Raw genomic sequence first — 21,275 nt, 5'->3', positions numbered from 1 at the left:
CTGATCATGCAATTTCCTGAATCTTGGCTACGCGCCCTGGTTAACCCCGCGATCACTACCGACGAACTGGCTCATCGGCTCACCATGGCCGGCCTGGAAGTCGAAGAAACCACCACCGCCGCGCCGCCGTTTACGGGCGTGGTCGTTGCGCACATCGTCTCGATCGCGCCGCACCCCGATGCCGACAAGCTGCGCGTCTGCCAGGTTGACGACGGCTCGGGCGAGCTGCTGCAAATCGTATGCGGTGCCCCCAATGCCGCCCAAGGCCTGACCGTGCCCCTGGCCCGTGTCGGCGCCGAATTGCCCGGCGGCATGAAAATCGGTATCGCCAAAATGCGCGGCGTTCAGTCCGCCGGCATGCTGTGTTCCGCTCGCGAACTGGGCCTGTCCCAGGATCACGCTGGACTGCTCGAGTTGCCCGGCACCTTGACCCCCGGTCAGTCGATCCGCGAGGCGTTGGATCTGGACGACACGCTCTTTACCCTGAAACTCACGCCCAACCGTGCCGATTGCCTGTCCATCCTCGGCGTCGCACGTGAGGTCGCAGCCCTGACTGGTGCTCCGCTGTCGGTCCCGACCGCCGTCGCCGTGCCGGTCGCCTTGCAGGATCGCCTGCCCGTGACCGTCTCCGCGCCGGATCTATGTGGCCGTTTCGCCGGCCGCGTGATCCGTGGCGTCAATGCGCGCGCCGCGACGCCCGAATGGATGAAGACCCGCCTCGAGCGAGCAGGGCAGCGTTCGATCTCGGCGCTGGTGGATATCTCCAACTACGTCATGCTCGAGTTGGGCCGTCCGTCGCACGTCTTCGATCTGGACAAGATTGGCGGCGATATCGACGTACGCTGGGCGCGCGAGGGCGAGACCCTTGAATTGCTCAATGGCCAAACCGTCGAGCTCAACCCCAAGGTCGGCGTTGTCGTGGCGGGTGATCAGGTCGAGAGCCTGGCCGGCATCATGGGCGGCGAGGCCACCTCTGTCACGCTGGATACGACCAACATCTATCTGGAGGCAGCGTTCTGGTGGCCCGAGGCCATCGCCGGCCGCGCACGCCGCTACAAATTCAGCTCCGAAGCCAGCCACCGATTCGAACGCGGCGTCGACTACGCCAGCATTCCCGAGCATCTGGAATTCATCTCGCGTCTGATCATCGACATCTGCGGTGGCCAGGCCGGACCCGTTGACGACCAAGTCGTGAATCTGCCTACACGCCAATCCGTACGCATGCGCCTGTCGCGCTGCCATCGTGTGTTGGGTGTCCCCGTGCCCCAAGCCGAGGTCGCGCAGATTTTCAACAGTCTCGGTCTGTCGTTCCAGGTCGATGGCGATGATTTCATCGTCGACCCGCCTTCTTATCGTTTTGACCTCGAGATCGAAGAAGACCTCATCGAAGAAGTCGCCCGCATCTACGGTTTCGAGCGTCTGCCCGATGTGCCGCCCATCGCGCGTGCCCAGATGTTCTCGCAGCCCGAGCAACGCCGCGGCCCGCATATGTTGCGCCGCATGGCCGCAGCCCAGGACTACCAGGAAGTCGTCAATTACAGCTTCGTCGAGGCCGATTGGGAACGCGACTACGCCGGCAACAACGAGCCCGTCCGCCTGCTCAATCCGATCGCCAGCCATCTGTCGGTCATGCGTTCCAGCCTGATCGCAGGCCTGGTCGCCAACATCCGCTACAACGCCAATCGCAAGCAATCGCGTGTGCGCGTCTTTGAACTGGGCCGCGTGTTCCTGCGCGACTCGGCGCACCAGGACGGTCCGCTCGATGTGGCCGGCGTACGCCAGCCCTTGCGCCTGTCGGGTGCTGCCTGGGGGCCGGCGGTTGAGGAACAGTGGGGCACGCCGACTCGCCAGGTCGATTTCTACGACGTCAAAATGGACGTAGAGGCTCTGTTCGGCGCGCGCGCCAGCGAATTGCGCTTCGAGGCTGCCACGCATCCTGCGTTGCATCCCGGCCGTAGCGCTCGCATCGATCTCGATGGTCAGCCCGTCGGTTGGATCGGTGAATTGCACCCGCGTTGGGCGCAACAGGCCGACTTGGCGCATGCCCCCGTCGTGTTCGAACTCGACGTCCAGGCCCTGTCGCAGGGACAGCTGCCTCAGGTGCGCGAGCTATCGCGTCAGCCCGTCGTCGTTCGCGACCTGGCCCTGTGGGTCGATTTGCCCGTCAGCGCGCAGGCGATGCTGGACACCGTTGCCGCAACCATCGCTGCAGATGCTACATTGGCTGTAGTGCAAGACACGCGCCTGTTCGATGTATGGCGCGACAAACCCCAGGACGGCAAACCCGTCACCGAGAAAAGTCTTGCTTTCCGTTTCTGGCTACAAGACACTGAAGTCACGCTGGACGAAGCCCGTGTTGCCGACTGCCTGGCCCGCATCACTCAGGCGCTCATCAGTGCACACGGCGCGCGTCAACGTACTTGATCATGGGAACCTCTATGCTTGCTGAGCCGCGTACCTTGACCAAAGCCGAACTCGCCGAATTGCTGTTCGAGCGGGTCGGCCTGAATAAACGCGAAGCCAAAGACATCGTCGATACGTTCTTCGAGGAAATCCGCGATGCCCTGGCGCGCGGAGATGCCGTCAAGCTATCGGGATTTGGCAATTTTCAGGTGCGCAACAAGCCTCCCCGTCCCGGGCGCAATCCCAAGACGGGCGAGACGATTCCCATCGCTGCGCGGCGCGTGGTTACGTTTCACGCGAGTCAAAAATTGAAAAGCGTGGTCGAACAGACCGAGCCGGCGGGTGCGGACTCCAACGAGGAGTGATACGCTTTGTCGGCAATTGTTATCGGCTTAACGTCCATCACGGCATAAAATCAATCCATGACTCGTCCCGAACCCACCGTTGCGCTTCCGCCCATTCCCGCCAAACGCTACTTCACCATCGGTGAGGTCAGCGATCTGTGTCTCGTCAAGCCTCACGTGCTGCGTTACTGGGAACAGGAATTCACGCAACTCAGTCCGGTAAAGCGTCGTGGCAACCGCCGCTATTACCAACACCACGAAGTCCTGCTGATACGCCGTATCCGTTCCTTGTTGTACGAACAAGGCTTCACGATCAGTGGCGCGCGCAATCGTCTCGGCGATACGCGCGATACACCGCATGATCAGGATGCTGCAGTGCGCTTGAGTGGGGCAGAGTTGCAGTCGCTGCGTACCGAATTGGGCAACATCTCGACGATGTTGGCAGAGGCGTTGAATTCATCATCGGGTGGCGCTGCTCCGACCGTTTCGGCAGGGCAAGCCGGCAGCAATGTATAAGTCTGTCTGGCATATCGAAGTCATCAAGTCGGTATCGCAAAGCCTTAAAAAATTTTTCGCATTTTTCTTCAAAAAAGCCTGCATTTCGATGCAGGCTTTTTTTATCTCTGCTATACTCTTTTTCTTTCGGGGCGTAGCGCAGCCTGGTAGCGCACTTGCATGGGGTGCAAGGGGTCGCGAGTTCGAATCCCGCCGTCCCGACCAGCAATACCGAGGGCCTACAGAGTTTTCTCTGTAGGCCCTTTCTGGTTTCTGAGCGAGCAATTCTGCGGGTATCTCACTCACTGATATGCAGAAACTCCACCGAATTCGGATCGACGCCTCCATTTCGCAGTCGTGCATCGATATCCTCTGACTGTCCATCATTAGTCTCTACCACAGGCAGGCTCTTGGCATGAGCTAATTCGCGTTTGGCGTGTACCAGGTCGGAAATGGCTCCGTCGACAAGCGCTACGCCATCGCTTCCATCGGTCCTTTTGAAGCTAATCTGCGTTTTCATTTTCGTCTCCTTTTTGCGGATGTTCGTACGGTAACCGTAACACCCTATAAGGCAGAGCCCCAACTCAGCCTGATTTCCGATCGATCAACAATCTTGATCCACCGATGCCAAAATTCTATTTGAAGGATCAAGGGATTGATTCCTACTATTGCAGCTCCGGCATCCTGATCCTTGCTTCTGCCATGGGATGCGTCTATTACCTATACCAAAAACGGAGACATCACCATGCAGAATCCTTCACGCCGCCGGCTATTGCAGGCTGGCGCTTCAGCGACGTTCGGGCTGGCAGTTTCACCTGTGTTGGGGCGTTCCGCTGATCCCGCTCTACCCAAAGGGCCGATTAATCTGGTGGTCCCTTTCGCCGCGGGCGGTGCGACCGATGTCGTTTCCCGTCTGGTGGCGCAAAAGCTCGGGGACCGTATCCAACGGACCGTCGTGGTGGAAAATTTATCCGGAGGCGGTGGTGCAATCGGTGCTGCGAAAGTCGCACGCGCTACGCCCGATGGCCATACCCTGTTGATGGGCACCATCGCCACGCACGTGATCAATCCGCTGTCTATGGGGCAGCAGTTGCCATACCACGCTCAGACCGATTTCACGCCCGTGTCGTTGGTCGTGACGGTGCCTAATGTGCTGCTGGTCAACAAGTCGGTCAAAGCCAACAACGTACAAGAGTTGATCGCCTTGGTGAAGGCGCAGCCCAATCAATTCAGCTATGGCTCATCGGGCGTGGGTACGCCACCGCATTTGTCTGGCGAGCTGTTCAAATCAATGATGGGATTGCAGATGGCCCATGTGCCATACAAGGGCGGCGGCCCGGCAATGACGGATCTCATCGCAGGCCACATTCCGATTCTGTTCGACGTATTGAGCGGCGCAGCGTCGCATATACGCGCAGGTTCGGTACGCGCGCTCGCGGTGACCACGAGCGAGAGGGTAGCGTCTTTTCCTGATCTGCCCACGATGGCGGAATCCGGTGTGCCGGGCTACGAGACATGGACATGGAACGCCGTATTCGGGCCTGCCGGTGTGCCCCGTCCTATGGTCGACGCGCTGAGCGGCGCCTTGCATGAGGTGGTTGCGCAGCCGGATGTGCAGGCTCAGCTCAAGGACTTGAGCGCAACCCCTGTGGGCTCGACGCCTGACGCGTTGACCCAATTAGTCGATTCCGAGACTAAAAAATGGCGGGCCGTGATTCAATCGATCGGCGGCCTGAATAAGACTTGATAGATTTGCTATGCTTGGCGGCATACCTACCTGGAGCCGCCGGCATCATGCATATCCATCGTTTGGCATCATCGCGAGTCCCGTTGGCGATCATGAGCGCGCTGCTCGTCTCGTGCGCCAATACGGCGTTCGAGCCTCCTGAGGTACAGGGTTCATCGCCGCCGGAATACACCTATACCGCAAAGGATGGCGATACCGTACACGTTGCGCCAAAACCCCGGCTGACGATCCAGTCTGGCGAGGGTGAACGATTAAATCTCCCCTGGTTCGTCAGGGATACACAGAACTGGATCAACGAGTAGTTGCTGCATTCAGAAGTCAGGGGTTTGTAAGTCGTCCCTATTTACGCTAGGGGCCTCGGATTTTTACCCGTTCACAACCAGCGAGCATGCGACGTGGCGACTTCAACGACTACCTTGGGCGACCCGAAAACCTGTCACTATGATCGCTTGACGATCTTCTTTCATTGGGCAACGGTGTTTTTGGTGGTGGGGCTTTTTGCCTTGGCGGAAATCTGGGAATTTTTGCCCAAAGGCACGCCGGTGCGGCGCCTGTTGCAGTGGCTGCATATTTCGTTTGGTTTGCTCTTCGCCGTGGTGTTCGTGCTGCGCATACTGTGGCGAGTGTCGTTGGGCCGGCGCTTGCCGCCTGCCTCGAGCGGTCTGATGCAAAGCGCCGCAGCGACTGTGCACGGCGTGTTCTACTTGTTGCTGGCTGCGCAGATTGTGTTGGGTTTTTTGTTCCGGTGGGCACAGGGCGAGCCTTTTACGTTCTTTGGGCTGTTCTCCATTCCCACACTGATTCCGATCGCTCATGAACAGCGCCAGCTCCTTGGCGCTCTGCACTACTACGTGGCCTGGACCATTATGGTATTGGCAGCTGGACATGCACTCTCGGCGCTGTTCCATCACTATGTATTACGCGATGGGGTGCTGCGCCGAATGACTTCCAGCCGGTAGACGTCAATACCCTCGTAAAGGATCGACGAGCCCATGAGGGTCTTTGCCCGCTAGTATCCGTTGCATATTGGCGATCGTCGCGGCGGCCGCGCTGTCGGCGCGCGTGTGTGCGGCAATATGTGGCGTCAGCACGACCTTCGCGTGAGACCATAGCGGATGATCAGCGGGCAGCGGCTCGGGTTCGGTCACGTCGACAAACGCGGCTTCCAATTGTCCGCTATCCAGTGCTGCCAATAGTGCATCCTGGTCCATGTGTTTGCCACGGCCCACTTGAACGAGCGAGGCCCCGCGAGGTAATTGCGCAAAGAGTTCGGCGTTCAAAATGTAGGTGGTCTCGTTGGTGAGTGGCAGCAGGCAGATGAGGATGTCGGTTGCAGCCAGCATGGTCCGCAATCCATCAGGACCATGATATGCATGGATGCCTTCGATGTTTTTCGGGCTGCGGCTCCAGCCGGCGAGTTGGAACCCGAATGGTTTGAGCGCCTCGAGCGACGCGCGCCCGAGTTCACCTAGACCCAGCACCGACACACGGCGTTGATCTGCCCAGACGAAATCGAGATTTATCCATTCATGGCGCCGCTGTTGCTCCAGATAAGCCGGCAGGCGGCGATGCAGCGCCAGGACGCTCATCACGACATAGTCCCGCATCAGGCTGGTCAGGCCGCTTTCTATCATGCGTACCAGCTTTGCCCCAGGCGGGACCGGCGTCTGGGCAACCTGATCGATGCCCGCACCCACAGAAAAAATCACTTCCAGATTCGGGTAGCGGTCAGCCAGATCGTCTGGAAAGGTCCACGTCATCAGATAGCGCACCGCATGCGGATCGACCTGCGTCGCGTCGCTGTAGAACGGGACGCTGGGTAAATCACGGGCGAAAGCGCGGCGAAACACTTCGACGCGTTCGGGATAGGACAGCATGAGAAAAGCCATCAGACATCCTTATGAAATCAAAACTGCCGAGCGCGTCCCAGGCTGGAACTGCGCAGGCAGAACGTATTCAGCGCTCGGCGCGAGCCAGCGCCAGGCGATCCTGCAGCCGATAGACCTGGATGAGCGCAGGCATAAAGTATGGTTTGCCGGCGTAGAGAGGAATGGCAGGGATAGGCCGGAAATCAAAAGCCGATTTCCGTTGATCGTCCGCCAATAGCTTGTGCGCCGCACGGCTGCCGATCCAAGGGGCCCACACGACGCCCGAGCCGCAAAAGCCCGTCGCGTAAGTCAGCCCATTGTGTTCAAAGATTCGAGGCAGCATGTCGCGGTGCATGGCGACATTGCCAAACCAGCTGTGGCTGAGTTTCACATCCGCGAGCTCTGGGAAAAGATTGATCAATCCGTCGCGCAGCTGGACGGTAGATGCCGTCGGATCGCCGCTTTGCGATGCATCGCGACCGCCCAGCAGAATGCGTTTTCCGTCGGGCGATGGACGATAGTAATAGCCAAGCACCTTGCCTTCGCCGCACATCATTCTGCGTGGCATCAATTGCGCCATCAGTTCGGAGGGCAGTTCCTCAGTGGCGATGATGCGGCTGCGTACGGGCACCAGGCGCCGCCGCAGCCACGGATTGGCGCCATCCGTATAGCCATTGGTGCAGATCAACACCTGACGGCCGATGATGGTGCCCGCCGAAGTCTCAACCCGAAAACCGGTGCCGTTATTCGAGATGGATTTCACTGCCGTGTCAGAATGCACGGTAACGCCGGCCGCCAATGTCACACGCAGAATCTCTGCATGATATTTGCCGGGATGCAGTCCGCCTATATCCATGCGGACCGACCCGCCTCGATAGTAGCCGGTGCCCAAATACTGACGCTGCTCGGCATACGGAACCGCATAGGATTCGATTCCCAGCGTTTTCTGCAGCTTTTCAGCACTACGGGCCATCGTCTCGTATTGCGCTTTCCCGATGGCGCCGTAAAAGCGGCCGGTCAAACTGAAATCGCAATTCAGGTTTTCGGTCCGAATAAAGTCGTAGATGAATTCGCGTGCGGCCTTGCCTTCGGCTTCGATAGCCATGGCGCGTGCTTCGCCATATTTCCGTACCAGTTCGGCATAGCTCAATCGGATGTTGCCACTGGTGATGCCGCCATTACGCGATGATGCGCCTTCGCCGGGATTCATCTTGTCCAGCACCACGACGCGGCGGCCTGCGCGCGCCAGCGTCAACCCCGCTGTCAACCCAGCGTAGCCGGCGCCCACGATCACGACATCGGCTTGTTTGGCCAACGGTTGTGTCGGCAGCGGTCGGACCGGCGCAGCTTCCCACCAATAGGGGGTGCTCTTGTGGGCGAGAGGGGGCTGTTGCATGGAGGATCTCCTTGTGCAGGATAGGGGGCTAGAGGAAACGATCGAACTGGACTGCTCCGATGATCCACAGAACCTCGGTCGGAGCATCGCTGGTATTGCGCAGGGAGTGCGGCCGGTTGCTATCAAAGACGAAGCTGTCACCGGTCTCCAACTCAGAGGCTTCATCATCGACGGTGAGAACCACCTTGCCTGACAGGACGAGGCCGCCTTTCTCTGCCGGATAGCTCAGGGCATGCCCGCCCGATTTACCGCCAGGCTCCAGCCGCAGGATCATGATCTGCAGATTTTGCCGGTCAGACGGCGTGAGAAGTTCTTTGTGCAGCATGCCCAGATCGATGACTGGCCGCTGTGCACGGCGACGCACAAAAGAGGGTTCGCCGGTCTTGAGCGCCTCGTTTTTCGTTTCGCCAAACAATTCCTGCATCGAAATGTTCAACGCTCTGCGCAGTGAGGTCAGCAGCCGCATTGATGGATTCGCGATACCGCGCTCAACCTGACTGATCATTCCCATGGAAACCCCCGAGGCCTGAGCGAGGCTCTCGAGCGACATTCCCTTTTGCTTGCGCAGTTTTCGCAGATTGGCGCCGACATGAAATTCAGCGGCATCCGCATGGTGGGCGGTGTCACGCTGATTTGCGCTTTTCCCGGATGCCGGCATCGAAATCCCCTATTGACAGGAAATGATCGTCTAGCAAGATAATGAAGATATCTACCAGATTTTCAATATATCCTAAATTTTTGCTCGAACGCCATCACTATCACTACAGGGTAGGGGGATTTGTGGCTTCTATACCGGCAAGCAGTACAGCAGCCTCTGAGGCGACACTCTCGGTGCGCAATCTGACCGTCAGTCTGCCGGTTGGCATGGAGCGCGCCCATGCCGTCGACGATATTTCGTTCGATCTGGTGAAAGGGCAGATTCTTTGCATCATCGGCGAGTCGGGCTCGGGTAAGTCCGTTACCGCCAATGCCATCATGGGCTTGCTGCCCAAGATCATTCGTGTCTGTGGCGGTTCGATCCGGCTCGGTGATGACGAGATCATTGGTGCCGCGCCCGAGCGCTTACGCGACCTGCGTGGGCGCGTGGTTTCCATGATCTTTCAGGATCCGCTGTCGGCATTGAATCCCTTGATGACGGTAGGCGAGCAGATTACCGAGGCGTTGACAGCTCACGGTGTGGGCACCGCAGACAGCCGCAAGGAGCGCGCCCTCAAACTGTTGACCGAAGTCGGTTTGCCGGACCCGGCCTTGATGTATCACCAGTATCCGTTCCGTCTGTCCGGCGGACAACGGCAACGGGTGATGATCGCGATCGCACTGGCGCTGGAGCCCACTATCCTGATCGCCGACGAGCCGACGACCGCGCTCGATGTGACCACGCAGGCGCAGATTCTGGATCTGATTCGCGATATCCAGCGGCGCAAAGGGATGAGCGTGATGTTCATCACCCATGACTTCGGCGTGGTGGCGGAGATCGCCGATAGCGTGGTGGTGATGGAAAAGGGAAAAATCGTCGAGCAAGGGCCTGCAAGCCGGGTGCTGAAAACTCCAGAGCATCCCTATACACAGCGTTTGATCGCAGCTGTCCCTCATCTGACCGGCACCGACCGCGAGTTGTCGCCGACGACCGACACGCCGATTCTGAAGGTCGAAAATCTGGTCAAGACTTATCGCAGCGGCAGTCGTCTGCTGCGTAGCGAACGACTCGTCAAGGCCGTCGACGATGTCTCTTTTGAACTGAAACCCGGTCGCACGCTTGGCGTCGTGGGAGAAAGTGGTTCGGGAAAAACTTCGCTTGGACGGCTGTTGATCAAGCTGATGGACAGCGATAGCGGCCGGATCGTCTTTGAGGGCACGGATATCGCTCCGATGAGCGAGGACAAATTCCGTGCGATGCGTCCAAAGATCCAGATGATCTTTCAGGATCCTTTCGCGTCGCTCAATCCGCGCTCGACCATTGCACATATCCTGACCGTCGGGCCGGTCGCGTATGGCATGCCCGTCGCGCAGGCTCGTGAACAGGCCAAAGCGCTGTTGTCGCACGTAGGCCTGGATGCGGGGGCTTTCGAGCGCTATCCGCATGAGTTCTCTGGTGGGCAGCGTCAACGTATCGGCATCGCCCGGGCGTTGATGTTCAAGCCCAAGCTGTTGGTGGCTGATGAGTCTGTCTCGGCGCTCGATGTATCGATTCAGGCGCAAATCCTGATGTTGCTCGATCAAGTGCAGCGCGAGACGGGCGTATCGATGGTGTTTATCACCCATGATTTGCGCGTTGCCAGCCAGATTTGCGACGAAATCATTGTGATGCAGAGGGGCAAGATCGTCGAGATGGGACCACCCTCACAGATCTTTCTCAATCCCCAATCTGCCTATACCCGCGAGCTGGTGGCCGCCATTCCCGGCCAGGAGCCAGGCCAGCGCGAGCTGGTAAATGAAGACTTCAGCGCTAACCATGCCGTATTCCCACGGAGGATCTCCCATGACTGACACAAACACCTCGATGAGCCGTCGTTCCGCACTGAAACTGATGGGGCTCGCCGGTGCGACGGGTTTGTTTGCAACGAATCTGCTGGGCAAACCTGCTTTTGCCCAGACGCCGCCTGCCGCGCCAACAGGCCGAGTCATTGTTGGTCTGTCGCAAGAGCCGACCGTGTTCAATCCGTTGATGCTCAAGATTGAAGTCGATGACGGTCTGCATTTTTCGGTGTTCGATGCCTTGTTCCGCACCATGCCGGATGGTTCGATTGTGCCCAACCTCGCGACAGAAGTGCCCAGTCAGGAAAACGGCGGCCTGTCTGCAGATGGTCTGCAATGGCGAGTGAAGCTGCGCGACGATGTGAAGTGGCATGACGGCACGCCCATGACAGCCGAGGATGTGAAGTTCACACTCGAGCTGATCGTCGATCCGAAATTCCGCAGTTGGCGCACCGCTGGGCACAATCTCGTTCAGGACATTACCGTCGTTTCTCCGACCGAATTGACCTGGAAGATGAAAGAGCCATTCGCGCCGTATATGTCGTTTCTGACGGAGACGTTTATCGTTCCCAAGCATGTGCTGGAGAAAGAGGCCGACAAGAACACTGCGGCGTTCAACCAAGCCCCGATCGGTACCGGCGCATTCAAATGGGGCCGCCGCGTTGCGGGCGACCACGTCGAGTTGGTCGCTAATACCAACTACCACGGCGAGGGGCCTTACATCGAACAACTGGTATTCAAATACATCCCCGATCTGACGGTGCTGTATACGCAGTTCAAGAGCGGCGATATTGATCTGGTGGGACGTCAATACATCACGCCCGATAACTACGCAGAGGCCAAGACGCTGAAGAACCGCGTTGTTGAATTACAACCGGCGCCCACCGTTGAGCAGATCTATCTGAATCTGGAACGTCCGGTATTCAAGGAGCTCGCCGTTCGCCAGGCGATCTATGCGGCCATCGATAAACAAGCGATCATCGACGCGCTGTACTATGGCTTGCCCGAACCCGTCGAGTCTTATATGCCGCGTGGCTCGGTCTACTACAACCATGATTTGCCCAAACACGAATTCAGTCTCGATAAAGCACGCAAGCTGCTCGATGATGCGGGCTGGGTCAAAGGCTCGGATGGCATTCGTGCCAAGAACGGGGTACGGCTCGCCTTCAGTTGCTCCACCACCTCGGGCAATCACTTGCGCGAGCAACTGCAGCAGTTTGTCCAGCAGACCATGAAGGAAATCGGCATCGAGATGAAGATCTCGAATCTGCCGGCGGCCGTGATCTGGGGCGATTTCTGGACGCTGTCGCAATATGACTCGGTCGTCGTGGGCATCAATTATCTAGTGGGCGCCGATCCCGATGTATTCAACCGATTCCATACGGGCGCGATTCGCGCCAAGGGCGGGCGCGGCTCCAACACGGCGCAATACAGTAATCCACGCGTAGACAAATTGCTGGAAGAGGGCGCCCGCACCTTTGATCAGAAGCGTCGCGTTGAGATCTACAAGGAGATCCAGGCTCAGGTGCGTGCCGATCTGCCTTTTCTGCCGCTCTTCTCCGAAAACGTGATTCGGGGGCGGAAATCCGACATCCAGGGTACGGCCAGCAATAGCAATACGCGTACCGAGTCCTGGCATGCGGCGGGGTGGTTTCGCACGGCTTGATGAGGGCCCCGGTAGTGCGTCTTTTGTAATCCGTCGTGAGGGATGAATGGCCGGATTTCTGCTTAATCGTTTGTGGCAAAGCATCATTTTGCTGCTAATCGTGTCGATCATCGGCTTTGCGGTGCTGAATATGATCCCCGGTGGCCCGCTGTCGCAATTCGCGCTGGATGCGAGTATGACGCAGGCGGATATCGATCGCCTGACGCGCCAGCTGGGCCTGGATCAGCCTTTGCCGCTGCGGTATCTCGATTGGGCTTGGCAGATGCTGCAGGGCGACTGGGGACGGTCTTATCGTGACGGCACGCCGGTCCTGCAAGTCATCGCGCGCCATTTACCCGCGACGCTGTTATTGATGGGAACGTCGACAGCCATTTCCATTGCCATTGGCACATGGATCGGTATCCGCGGGGCGACGCATCGCTATTCGGGCTTTGATTATGTCGCCACCATCGGCGCCATGGTGGCATTGTCGATCCCGACCTTTTGGTTTGGCTTGGTGGGGATCTACATTTTTTCGCTGAAACTCGGGTGGGTGCCCGCGGGCAATATGTACACCATCGGGGATCAGTCGTGGCTGAATTACCTGCATCACCTGGTGTTGCCGAGCCTGGTGCTGTCGCTGGTGCATGTCGCTACCTGGAGCCGCTACATGCGATCGGCCACGTTGGACGTGATCAATCAGGACTTCATTAAAACCGCTAGGGCCAAGGGAGTACCCGAGCGCCGCGTTCTGATGAAGCATGTGGTGGGCAATGCCTTGCTTCCCATGATCACATTGGCGGGGATGCAACTGCCCACGATTTTGGGAGGGGCGTTGGTGACCGAGACGGTGTTCACCTGGCCCGGCATGGGGCGCTTGTTTCTCGATAGTCTCGGTTATAGCGATTATCCGGTGATCATGGGGCTGCTGATGCTGTCTGCCTTTTTGACCCTGCTGGGAAACCTTATTGCCGACATTATTGTGGCGATGGTTGATCCGCGCATCCGACTTAGCTGAACCCATCCGCTCAGGACTTGTCATGACTACTATCGCCGTCCCCTCAGACCGCAACCATTGGTGGCAGAGCCGAGCTGTGCGCCGGTTCGTTCGTCACCGGTTGGCGTTGGTGGGCATAGTGATGATTACGGTGTTGGTATTGGCCTGCATCGTGGGGCCGTGGCTGCTGCCATACGACTCGCTCTATGTCGATCTGCGCGCACGTTTCGCGCCGCCCTTTTCGGGGCTGCATTTTCTAGGCACTGACCCTCTGGGGCGCGACCAGACGGCCCGTTTGTTAGAGGCAGGGCGGATCTCGCTGCTGGTGGGATTTTCCGCGATGGTGTTGTCTACGATTATCGGCACGGCGGTGGGCGTGATCGCCGGTTATCGTGGCGGCAGGGTAGGCGCTGCACTGATGCGGATGGTCGATGCTTTTCTGGCCTTCCCCTCGATTTTTCTCGTGCTGGCGCTCGCCGCGTTGTTAAAGCCCAGCCCGACCATGATCACGGTGATCATTGCGATCACCAGTTGGATGGAGGTAGCGCGTATTGTCGAAGCCGAGGTGCGTTCGCTGCGCGAGCGGGAATTCGTGCAGGCGGGGCGGATGCTGGGTTTGAGCGGTACTCACATCATGTTTCGCGAGATCCTGCCCAATGTCGTGGGGCCGATTATCGTGGCCGCGACGCTCACCGTGGCGCGTGCGATCTTGCTGGAAGCCTATGTCAGCTTTCTCGGCTATGGGATCCAGCCGCCATTGCCGAGCTGGGGCAACATGCTCAACGGTGCGCAGCAGTATCTGGCCAGTGCGCCTTGGTTGGCCATCGTGCCGGGCATAATGATCACGATGGCGGTTACCAGTTTCAACTTCATCGGCGACGGATTGCGCGATGCACTCGACGTGCGCAACGATCACATGTGAATATGGCCAGTTGCCACTGCTATTGACCCGACGCCGGAGCCGTCGAAGAGTCCGTGGACGCAGGTTTTGCCGGTTGGGTTGTAGTTGGGGAGGTCGTTTGCTCCGGTGCTGTTTTGATTGGCGTAACAGGCAGGCCCGGTTTCTCTATCTGCTGCTTCGCAGCGGCATCAGCCGCTTTCGGATTCTGTCCCGGCGTCGTGCCCGAGTCGATCGCAGCTTTTGCTGAGGTCAGATTCTGTTCCAATTGTTGAAAAAAACCCTCGTAGAACACGCCGCGCGATATCGTTTCGCTGGAGGTTTTGACTAACGAATCGTCGCTGGCCCCCAACGGCATGGACACCGAGCCCAGCACGCTCAGACCCACGCTGGCAGAATTGCTCGACCGCTTCATCGTATACAGCTCGCGCAGCGCGTTGGCGTAGACCGTGGCCTCGTTCGGGCCGCTCGTTGTGCAATTAACGTTGAACAGGATCTGTCCGTGCTGATTATCGTTTTCCTGATCCTGGTAGTTTTTGTGGCCGCTGACCTGATTGGATTCGGCCTTGTCGATGATATATCCCTGGCCCAGCAAGGCGCGCCGTCCGGCTTCGCAGGCAGCCTGGCTGGACGTGGCTGCAAAGCGATGGGAATAGGTGCTTTCCTGCGTAAAGGAATCGCGCTCGTCTATGGTCGGAGTGGGCGCGCAAGCGGTCAACAACACGACAGAGGCCAGCAAGCCCGCCCGCCCGGCGAGTGACGAATACTGGGGCGCAGTGGGACGGATAGGCGGTAAACGCATAGCGGTAAAGCCTTGGTAGTGACAAGGATTCATTATTTCCGATCAATGGGCCCGCGCCTACGTCCAAACGTGTACATGTCGCTATATTTGTTACCAATGCCGAGGTCTGAGAAAAAGCTGCAAGCTGGGAATCCAACATGCGCTCAAGTCCGGATTGGTGCGGTTCACTTGGCCGTTGACGGCGATGCTGCCACCGACATGTTCCGTACAGAGGATCGCGTTTGTTCGCCTCGCCGCTGAGCGAATCAGACCAGTCCTGCGCTCTTTTGGGCGGGGGTCTATCTTGCGTGCGCTGTTTGACGGGTGTATGCCGCAATGCCAGCAGGGGCAACGTGCTGGCGTTGCTATTATTCTCTACAACTCAAAACCGCACCAAAATACCCGTCCGACAATACGGTCGTCGGGTTCGATTGGGATATCGGGGTAGTCGTCCGAGTGCGTGGCGTTGTGCGATCTCGCGTACCAGACGCCTTTGTGTTTGACCAATTGCTTGACGTACAGCTGGCCATGGAGCCACAGGACGTACACCTTTTTGGATATAGGGTCAGTCTTCTTTTGATTTGCCAGCACGACAGCGCCATCGACAATGTGCAGATCCGACATGGATGCGCCATCAACATGAAAGGCGAGGGTGTCCTCGGGGCTGGCGTCGTGCTTTGCCAGCCAGTCGCGGCGGAACATCAATGTCTTTGCGACATCGTCCGAAAAAACGAGCTTGCCTTTCCCGGCCGAGGCCCTGGCATTGACGAAACGGATCGGTGTGTGATCGTCTGCGACAACGGGTGGTGGAACAACGTGCTTGGGTTTTGTGCCGTCAAACAGCCATTTGGCATTCACGCGCATCAGGGGCGCGATTTTCATGCAGGTATCCATATCCGCACCGTTGGAACCGTCAAACCAGAACGTGGCAGCCGCGGACGTCATGCCTGCTGTCTTCCACAAATCGGTTTTTGTCAGGCGCGGCGCGCCCTCCGCTTTGCGGCGGTGGTTTTCCTCATTGAAGGCGGTTTGAATGCGGTCTTTGAACAGCAACATCTTAGTAGGCTAAACAAATTCAATCTTAGTTGGCTGTGATTTGGTTGCTTATGTATTATTAGTCAACTAAAATTTAAACATGAATGAGCAAAAGACTGATGGTGACTTAATTGACGCGCTGGGCGGCACCAGTGAAGTTGCGCGTCTGTGCGACCTGACAACGGGGGCCGTGTCTCAATGGCGGACAAACGGGATCCCCCGAGCATGGAAGAAATTCCTGAGGTTGGCAAAGCCCCGTATTTTCAAGGCGTGGGAGCGGTCGCGTTAGCGACCGTCCCTGATTGGGTTTGGGCGCAGCGCAAGGCCGGATCGGTCCGGTTTGAGTTGTGCTCTGGATGAATGTCCAGTCGTTTTCGGGAATGCAGCTAGTATCGCGCTGGGTGGCTTTTACTGATGTGGAAGCCTTCCTCGTTCGCGATTTCCGAGCCGCCCTATGGACATTGATCCGATTTTTGCAAATGCGCCGTCAACCCTGACCCCTGCTGATCTTTACCATTGCCCAAACAAGGAGGAGGCCAGTGGAGACATTTTTCGTGCCATCGAAAGTGCTGACATACGTGCTGTTCGCGCGATGTTGGATGACCCGCATGTTGATCTGAACGTTGAGAACGACAGTGCGCAGAATCCGCTTCACTACGCCGTTTCCATCGGCAACAACGAAGCGGCGCTGGCGTTGATCGAAAAATGCGGCGGTGATCACAACTTCGTCAACGCGTGCGACAGGTATGGCTATACGCCGCTCATGCGAGCGTCGGAGAACAACAATATCGCGCTGATGGTGGCCTTGATTCGTGTCAGAGCCGCAATCATCAATGGCCATGACGTGAACTGCTCGCCTTCGATGCTCACCGCGAAAAGAACGGCCATTTCCAAGGCGTTCATCTTGCAGGATGCAAAGGGCAATGTCTTCGCGGCTTTGTTGATCGCCGCGACACGTGGAAATATTTCGGCGGCCGAGTCGTTCATCGCGGCCGAAGCGGACCCATCCGCTGCGCTTTGTTCTGTCTCGATATGTGGCAGCCTCCACGAGGCAGCGACCTTGGTCGCGGCAGGGGCGGATCCCTCTCATGCCTTGATGACGGCCGCTTTTGGTTCGCTGGATAGCGCCAAGAATCGAGCGAAAGCTGTGCAGATGTTGCTGTCCGTCGGTGCAGATCTGTCGACGGCATTAGCCTATGCTGTGGCGGCCAATCAGATCGTCTCGGTACGCATACTGCTCTTTTTGGGCGCAGATGGTGCACATGCTTTGGTATCCGCGGTGCAGGACCGCGATGCAAAGGGCACGGCACTATTGATCGATGCGGGAGCAGACGCCTCGACGGCACTGGAACGCTTTGCCGAACTTAACGATGTTGAATCGTTGAAATTCATGGTTGCTGAGCGCGCCGATGTTCGCACCGCATTGAAAACTCTGGCTGCCAACGACCGCGCCAATGCCGTCAAAGCCTTGCTGGCCGTGGCAGAGAAAAGCGCGGCTGTGGTTTTGACGAGCGTCGTCGAGGGCCGCAATAAGGCGGCAGTAACGGCGCTGATCAGTGCCGGGGCGCCGACGTACGACGTAATGTTGGCATTTGTACAGCGCCGAGATATCGCGGCGTTGCGGCTGTTGATCGCATCGGGTGCAGATCCCTCAGAGCTGTTGATGCACAATCTAAAGGCAGGGAAACTGTTGAATGCGGCCATATTATTGGCCAGTGGCGCAGATGCATCCCTGGCGCTGCAGCGGGCAGAGTCAAATGACAGCGTAGCATTAGCAGAGACATTGACGGCGGTACGCTCGGAAGTCTCTCTGGTGTTGAATGAGGTCGGTGTACCTGACAATACGGCGGTGGTGGCAAAACTGCTCGCCATCAGAGAGCCGCGCCTCTCCTTGCAACGGGCGTCGCATCAATCTGCAGGTGTAGCGTTACGGGATCTGCAGGCGCTGGTTCGTAATACCACGGTCGGCGCTACTGCTCTGGGATTCGCTCTGTACAGCGGCGATTGGAAAAATATCAAGTCCCTGAGTCAAGGATTCCCGGAGGCGGCACGCAAGACGTTGGCACTGGCCCTGGAGGAGCGCGATGCTACCGCAGCGCAACTGTTGATTGCCGCGGGAGTCGGCTATTCAGCACTGTTTCGCGCAGCTGCCGAGCGCGGCGACGTTGCCACGCTGGCGTTCTTGATCAACGCGGGCGTTGACAGACCTCGTGCACTGAAACTGCTCATCGCCGAGGAACTGGCGCATTTGGCAAAAGCGTTGATCCAGAATGAGGGCGTCGACTATCTTGATGTTCTGAAAGAGTTGACCGAATCCGGAATGCCAGGCGCATTGAAATGGTTTATTCCAGATATGGTCGATGGCAGCGATGCGTTGATCCGTGCGATAAAAAACAATGATGATGCACTGATCAGCGCGTTGCTATCGGCTGGCGCAGATAGCGCCAAGGCGCTCGTGAATGTGATAGGCAAGGCCGATATCAAGGCGGCACGCGCGCTTGTCAAATACGGCGTCGATATGTCTGCCGCGTTGGCCTACGCCATGGCGGCCAATCAAAAAGGTGCCGCACAGGTTCTGATCATGATGGGCGCAGAGGTGTCGGTGGCACTCATGTATGCCTTGAAAAGCGGGCAGGCGAAAGCGGCTGATGCCCTGGTTGATACCGGGGCAGACTATGTCGATGCACTGGTGCAGGCAACTGGCCGGGGGGATCTCAGAGTTGCCGTTCTCTGCATGCAAAAAGGCGCCAATCAGGCGGCAGCATTACGAATCGCCGCAGTAAACAGTCAGCCCAGCGCAGCGAGAGTATTGGTGGTCGGCGGCGCAGATATACGCCTTGCTTTGTCAGGGACAGCTGCCCACGATGGACTGACTGCGGTGACAACGATGCTTGCCGCTGGGGTCGATATGCCGCTGCTGTTGCTGCATGCCGCCGTGTCAGGCTGGCCTGATGCCGTGCGGGCGTTGATTACCCGGGGCGCCGATTTATCGGTGGCATTGGCATATGCGATCGACGACGGCTCTCAGGCGGCAATACGCGCATTGCTGCTGCTGGGGGCGGACGGCACCACTGCGCTGATATCCGCGATTGACAACGGAAAATACAAAGAAGCGCAATCATTGTTGCAGGCAGGACTGGATCCGTTGGTAGTGGTTAAACAGGCTGTGGAGCGTGGTCTGCTGAATGTCGTTCAATGGTTGGTGAATGAGACAGCCGACGTATCTGCCGTCATGAGAAAGCTCGCCCAATCCGGCGATATTCGAGCGATCAAATTGTGGTCCGATGCAGGCGGAGACACATATATGGTGGAGCTGCTTCTGGAGCTTGCCAAAGCAGGCAATGTCCCGGCGATAAAGTCATTGATCGACGCGGGACAGAACTCTGTGATTGCCCTCACCGACACCGTGATAAAGAAAGATCTCCGGACGGCGGCCATGTTGATCGCTGCAGGAGCAGATATATCGGGTGTGTTGAGATCAACGCCAAAAAGGCGTTTGGACGAGCGAAAAGCTTTTATTGAGGCTGCGAAACGAGAGATGACGGTTTTGTCCCTGGGCATGGCGACAGCCCCCACAGCACGGGACGCCAACAGTCTGCTTTTGATAAAACCCAGCGATAGAGGCACGAGGGGGGGATCACACGACGCGACGGTTATGGTTACCCGTGGAGCCAGGCTGGTGGACGCGTACGAGGCCGTCATGCGGACCGCGCAACCCGGTGATCAGTATTGGCGTGAGATGCTGAGTGCCGCGGGTGTCGATGCTGCCGCGGCGTTGGGCATCGCGATTTCCAAGGGACACATCGTCGCCGTCAGAGAGCTGGTTTCATTGGGCATCGATCCGACTGTCGCCATGAAGGACGCAGTGACCGGCGAATACATGGCCCATCCCGCCGTATTCCGCCTGTTCGGCGCGGATCTCTCCGCTGTGCTCATGCATGCAGCAGCCATCAGCAACCAATATGCAGTAGAGCAGTTGATTGGCATGGGCGTGGATGCTGCGGCTGCGATAAGACATGCCGATGAGCGCGGCGACTGGAAGGCGATGAATCTATTGACGTCCGCTTCCGCCGCACAAAAATCCCGCCATTGAAACCCTCGGAAATCGTCAATTGGGCGACGGGCATCAGCGTGGTCTCGAGGAAAGACCTGTATTCCCATGCGCCCAATGAAGAGCGCCCCAACTCGAGATGAGTCTGGGGCGCTCCTACCAAGTTTCGTACGCATTGGGTATCAGAACACTTGGTGAGTTCAATGTAGCGCTGCGATTTTGCGGATGCAAGCCCTAAATTGTTTCCAGCACGGTGAAATCTTGGCATAAAGGCAACACCGCCGTGTGGCCGGGTTCCAGCTCGGCACAGCGGGACGGCATGCTATCGTAGCCCCCGGTTTTGCACATCTATTCGGACACCCGTTATGCCCCGTATCAACGTTCAACAAGGCGAATTAGCCCAATGGTTACAATTCATCTCGGATGGTGAGGCGGCAGGGGTATCGCGAGAACAAATTCCGTCACATGTCGCCGAGGGATTGCTGATCCTGCTGTGCATAAAAGAAACCGATCAGGGCAAGCTGGTTCTGACCGACAAAGGGCGCCTGGCGCTACGCATGGAGTCCCCGGGCGCTATTCATCTCGGCTAGCGCTCGTGCACTTTGCAATGCTTTGCATTTTTCGGCTGCAGAACTAGGGAATATCCCAGGGGATTTGGTCACGTTTGCGACATGGTTTGAGTATCGCAGCCGACAACTACTGGGTAAGATGAACTTGCGTGACAAAGACGTGTCCAACATGCATCTGCATTGGATCCCGCTCTCTGTTGCGCGTGGATTCACGCGTTTGGATAACCGACTGGGAGGAAGCCATGCAGCATCAAGACCAGGAAGTGCTGATCGACGTATCCACAGCAGCCATGGATACCGGCGGGTACGGCGTACTGCTGACGGTAACGGCTGAGGGAGGCACCGAAGTCGATGCCGCCTTTTCCTATCTGGGGGTTTGTTCTTCATTGCATGAGGCACGTGATCGTGCAGAGATCTTTGCCCAAAATTGGGTCGAGGAAAACATCGTTCGCTGACATGGGGTAGGTGAAAACTTGATGCAAGTCACGCGCGCCGCATGAGGTCGGAACGACGCCGGTTCTGGTGGTAGCATGATTCGGGTTATCGTCGTTACTTCGTCATTTCCGGCGCG

19 protein-coding genes and 1 tRNA gene are annotated in these 21,275 nt (G+C 57.8%); 14 read left to right on the top strand and 6 right to left on the bottom strand.

Features of this window, described 5'->3' with window-relative positions:
• Nucleotides 1–6: 6 nt before the first annotated feature.
• The 4 genes from pheT to CAL20_RS13760 all read left to right on the top strand — a co-directional run bounded on the left by pheT (nucleotide 7) and on the right by CAL20_RS13760 (nucleotide 3,467).
• Entirely contained in the window at nucleotides 7–2,424 is a 2,418-nt protein-coding gene (gene pheT, locus CAL20_RS13775; protein WP_094838140.1) for a phenylalanine--tRNA ligase subunit beta, read from the top strand.
• A gap of 2 nt (nucleotides 2,425–2,426) precedes the next feature.
• Entirely contained in the window at nucleotides 2,427–2,768 is a 342-nt protein-coding gene (locus CAL20_RS13770; protein WP_094821700.1) for an integration host factor subunit alpha, read from the top strand.
• Between the two features lie 57 nt (nucleotides 2,769–2,825).
• Complete coding sequence (locus CAL20_RS13765; protein ID WP_094838139.1) at nucleotides 2,826–3,263, top strand: MerR family transcriptional regulator; 438 nt, start codon at nucleotides 2,826–2,828, stop codon at nucleotides 3,261–3,263.
• A 127-nt stretch (nucleotides 3,264–3,390) separates the two neighbouring features.
• Nucleotides 3,391–3,467: transfer RNA gene (locus CAL20_RS13760), tRNA-Pro, on the top strand.
• 73 nt (nucleotides 3,468–3,540) lie between these two features.
• On the opposite strand, the gene CAL20_RS13755 is transcribed toward CAL20_RS13760, so the two are convergent.
• The gene (locus CAL20_RS13755; protein WP_094821698.1) at nucleotides 3,541–3,762 is read right to left on the bottom strand and encodes a hypothetical protein; all 222 of its coding nucleotides are present in this window, start codon (nucleotides 3,760–3,762) and stop codon (nucleotides 3,541–3,543) included.
• 225 nt (nucleotides 3,763–3,987) lie between these two features.
• Here CAL20_RS13755 and CAL20_RS13750 point away from each other — a divergent pair, with 225 nt between their 5' ends.
• The 3 genes from CAL20_RS13750 to CAL20_RS13740 all read left to right on the top strand — a co-directional run bounded on the left by CAL20_RS13750 (nucleotide 3,988) and on the right by CAL20_RS13740 (nucleotide 5,948).
• Nucleotides 3,988–4,989, top strand: a complete 1,002-nt coding sequence (locus CAL20_RS13750; RefSeq protein WP_094821697.1) for a Bug family tripartite tricarboxylate transporter substrate binding protein — start codon at nucleotides 3,988–3,990, stop codon at nucleotides 4,987–4,989.
• Between the two features lie 47 nt (nucleotides 4,990–5,036).
• Nucleotides 5,037–5,291: a hypothetical protein gene (locus tag CAL20_RS25480; RefSeq protein WP_141217686.1), complete on the top strand. Its 255-nt coding sequence runs from the start codon at nucleotides 5,037–5,039 to the stop codon at nucleotides 5,289–5,291.
• Nucleotides 5,292–5,384: 93 nt separating this feature from the next.
• Entirely contained in the window at nucleotides 5,385–5,948 is a 564-nt protein-coding gene (locus CAL20_RS13740) for a cytochrome b (RefSeq protein WP_217903928.1), read from the top strand.
• 3 nt (nucleotides 5,949–5,951) lie between these two features.
• Here CAL20_RS13740 and CAL20_RS13735 read toward each other — a convergent pair whose 3' ends face one another.
• The 3 genes from CAL20_RS13735 to CAL20_RS13725 form a co-directional block, all read right to left on the bottom strand.
• Nucleotides 5,952–6,878 (bottom strand): 2-hydroxyacid dehydrogenase, encoded by a 927-nt coding sequence (locus tag CAL20_RS13735; protein WP_094821695.1) that lies wholly within the window; start codon nucleotides 6,876–6,878, stop codon nucleotides 5,952–5,954.
• A gap of 67 nt (nucleotides 6,879–6,945) precedes the next feature.
• Nucleotides 6,946–8,253 (bottom strand): NAD(P)/FAD-dependent oxidoreductase, encoded by a 1,308-nt coding sequence (locus CAL20_RS13730; RefSeq protein WP_094838138.1) that lies wholly within the window; start codon nucleotides 8,251–8,253, stop codon nucleotides 6,946–6,948.
• 28 nt (nucleotides 8,254–8,281) lie between these two features.
• Nucleotides 8,282–8,911: a cupin domain-containing protein gene (locus CAL20_RS13725; RefSeq protein WP_094838137.1), complete on the bottom strand. Its 630-nt coding sequence runs from the start codon at nucleotides 8,909–8,911 to the stop codon at nucleotides 8,282–8,284.
• Between the two features lie 206 nt (nucleotides 8,912–9,117).
• On the opposite strand from CAL20_RS13725, the gene CAL20_RS13720 reads away from it, so the two are divergent.
• From CAL20_RS13720 to CAL20_RS13705, 4 genes are read left to right on the top strand one after another with little or no spacing between them, the layout of a single operon-like run.
• Nucleotides 9,118–10,740, top strand: coding sequence for an ABC transporter ATP-binding protein (locus CAL20_RS13720; RefSeq protein WP_256981550.1), 1,623 nt, complete (start codon nucleotides 9,118–9,120; stop codon nucleotides 10,738–10,740).
• A complete protein-coding gene (locus CAL20_RS13715; protein ID WP_094838135.1) occupies nucleotides 10,733–12,394 on the top strand; it encodes a peptide ABC transporter substrate-binding protein in 1,662 nt (553 codons plus the stop codon). The genes CAL20_RS13720 and CAL20_RS13715 overlap by 8 nt, the downstream gene beginning before the upstream one ends.
• A gap of 46 nt (nucleotides 12,395–12,440) precedes the next feature.
• Nucleotides 12,441–13,391, top strand: coding sequence for an ABC transporter permease (locus tag CAL20_RS13710; RefSeq protein WP_094821690.1), 951 nt, complete (start codon nucleotides 12,441–12,443; stop codon nucleotides 13,389–13,391).
• Nucleotides 13,392–13,413: 22 nt separating this feature from the next.
• Nucleotides 13,414–14,292, top strand: a complete 879-nt coding sequence (locus CAL20_RS13705; RefSeq protein ID WP_094821689.1) for an ABC transporter permease — start codon at nucleotides 13,414–13,416, stop codon at nucleotides 14,290–14,292.
• 19 nt (nucleotides 14,293–14,311) lie between these two features.
• On the opposite strand, the gene CAL20_RS13700 is transcribed toward CAL20_RS13705, so the two are convergent.
• Together CAL20_RS13700 and CAL20_RS13695 are read right to left on the bottom strand one after the other, a co-directional pair.
• Entirely contained in the window at nucleotides 14,312–15,070 is a 759-nt protein-coding gene (locus tag CAL20_RS13700; protein ID WP_179266672.1) for a DUF2242 domain-containing protein, read from the bottom strand.
• A gap of 354 nt (nucleotides 15,071–15,424) precedes the next feature.
• Nucleotides 15,425–16,105, bottom strand: coding sequence for a S24 family peptidase (locus tag CAL20_RS13695; RefSeq protein ID WP_094821687.1), 681 nt, complete (start codon nucleotides 16,103–16,105; stop codon nucleotides 15,425–15,427).
• 433 nt (nucleotides 16,106–16,538) lie between these two features.
• Between CAL20_RS13695 and CAL20_RS13685 the strand changes: the two genes are divergently transcribed.
• The 3 genes from CAL20_RS13685 (at nucleotide 16,539) to CAL20_RS13675 (ending at nucleotide 21,159) form a co-directional block, all read left to right on the top strand.
• Nucleotides 16,539–20,177: an ankyrin repeat domain-containing protein gene (locus CAL20_RS13685; protein ID WP_094838134.1), complete on the top strand. Its 3,639-nt coding sequence runs from the start codon at nucleotides 16,539–16,541 to the stop codon at nucleotides 20,175–20,177.
• Between the two features lie 323 nt (nucleotides 20,178–20,500).
• Complete coding sequence (locus CAL20_RS13680; protein ID WP_094821684.1) at nucleotides 20,501–20,725, top strand: hypothetical protein; 225 nt, start codon at nucleotides 20,501–20,503, stop codon at nucleotides 20,723–20,725.
• 221 nt (nucleotides 20,726–20,946) lie between these two features.
• Nucleotides 20,947–21,159, top strand: a complete 213-nt coding sequence (locus CAL20_RS13675) for a hypothetical protein (RefSeq protein WP_094821683.1) — start codon at nucleotides 20,947–20,949, stop codon at nucleotides 21,157–21,159.
• Nucleotides 21,160–21,275 lie beyond the last annotated feature (116 nt).

Source organism: Bordetella genomosp. 4, assembly GCF_002261185.1.
Classification (GTDB): domain Bacteria; phylum Pseudomonadota; class Gammaproteobacteria; order Burkholderiales; family Burkholderiaceae_B; genus Bordetella_A.
The sequence above is the reverse complement of the archived record's forward strand: the minus strand, read 5'-3'. Positions and strand labels throughout refer to the sequence as shown.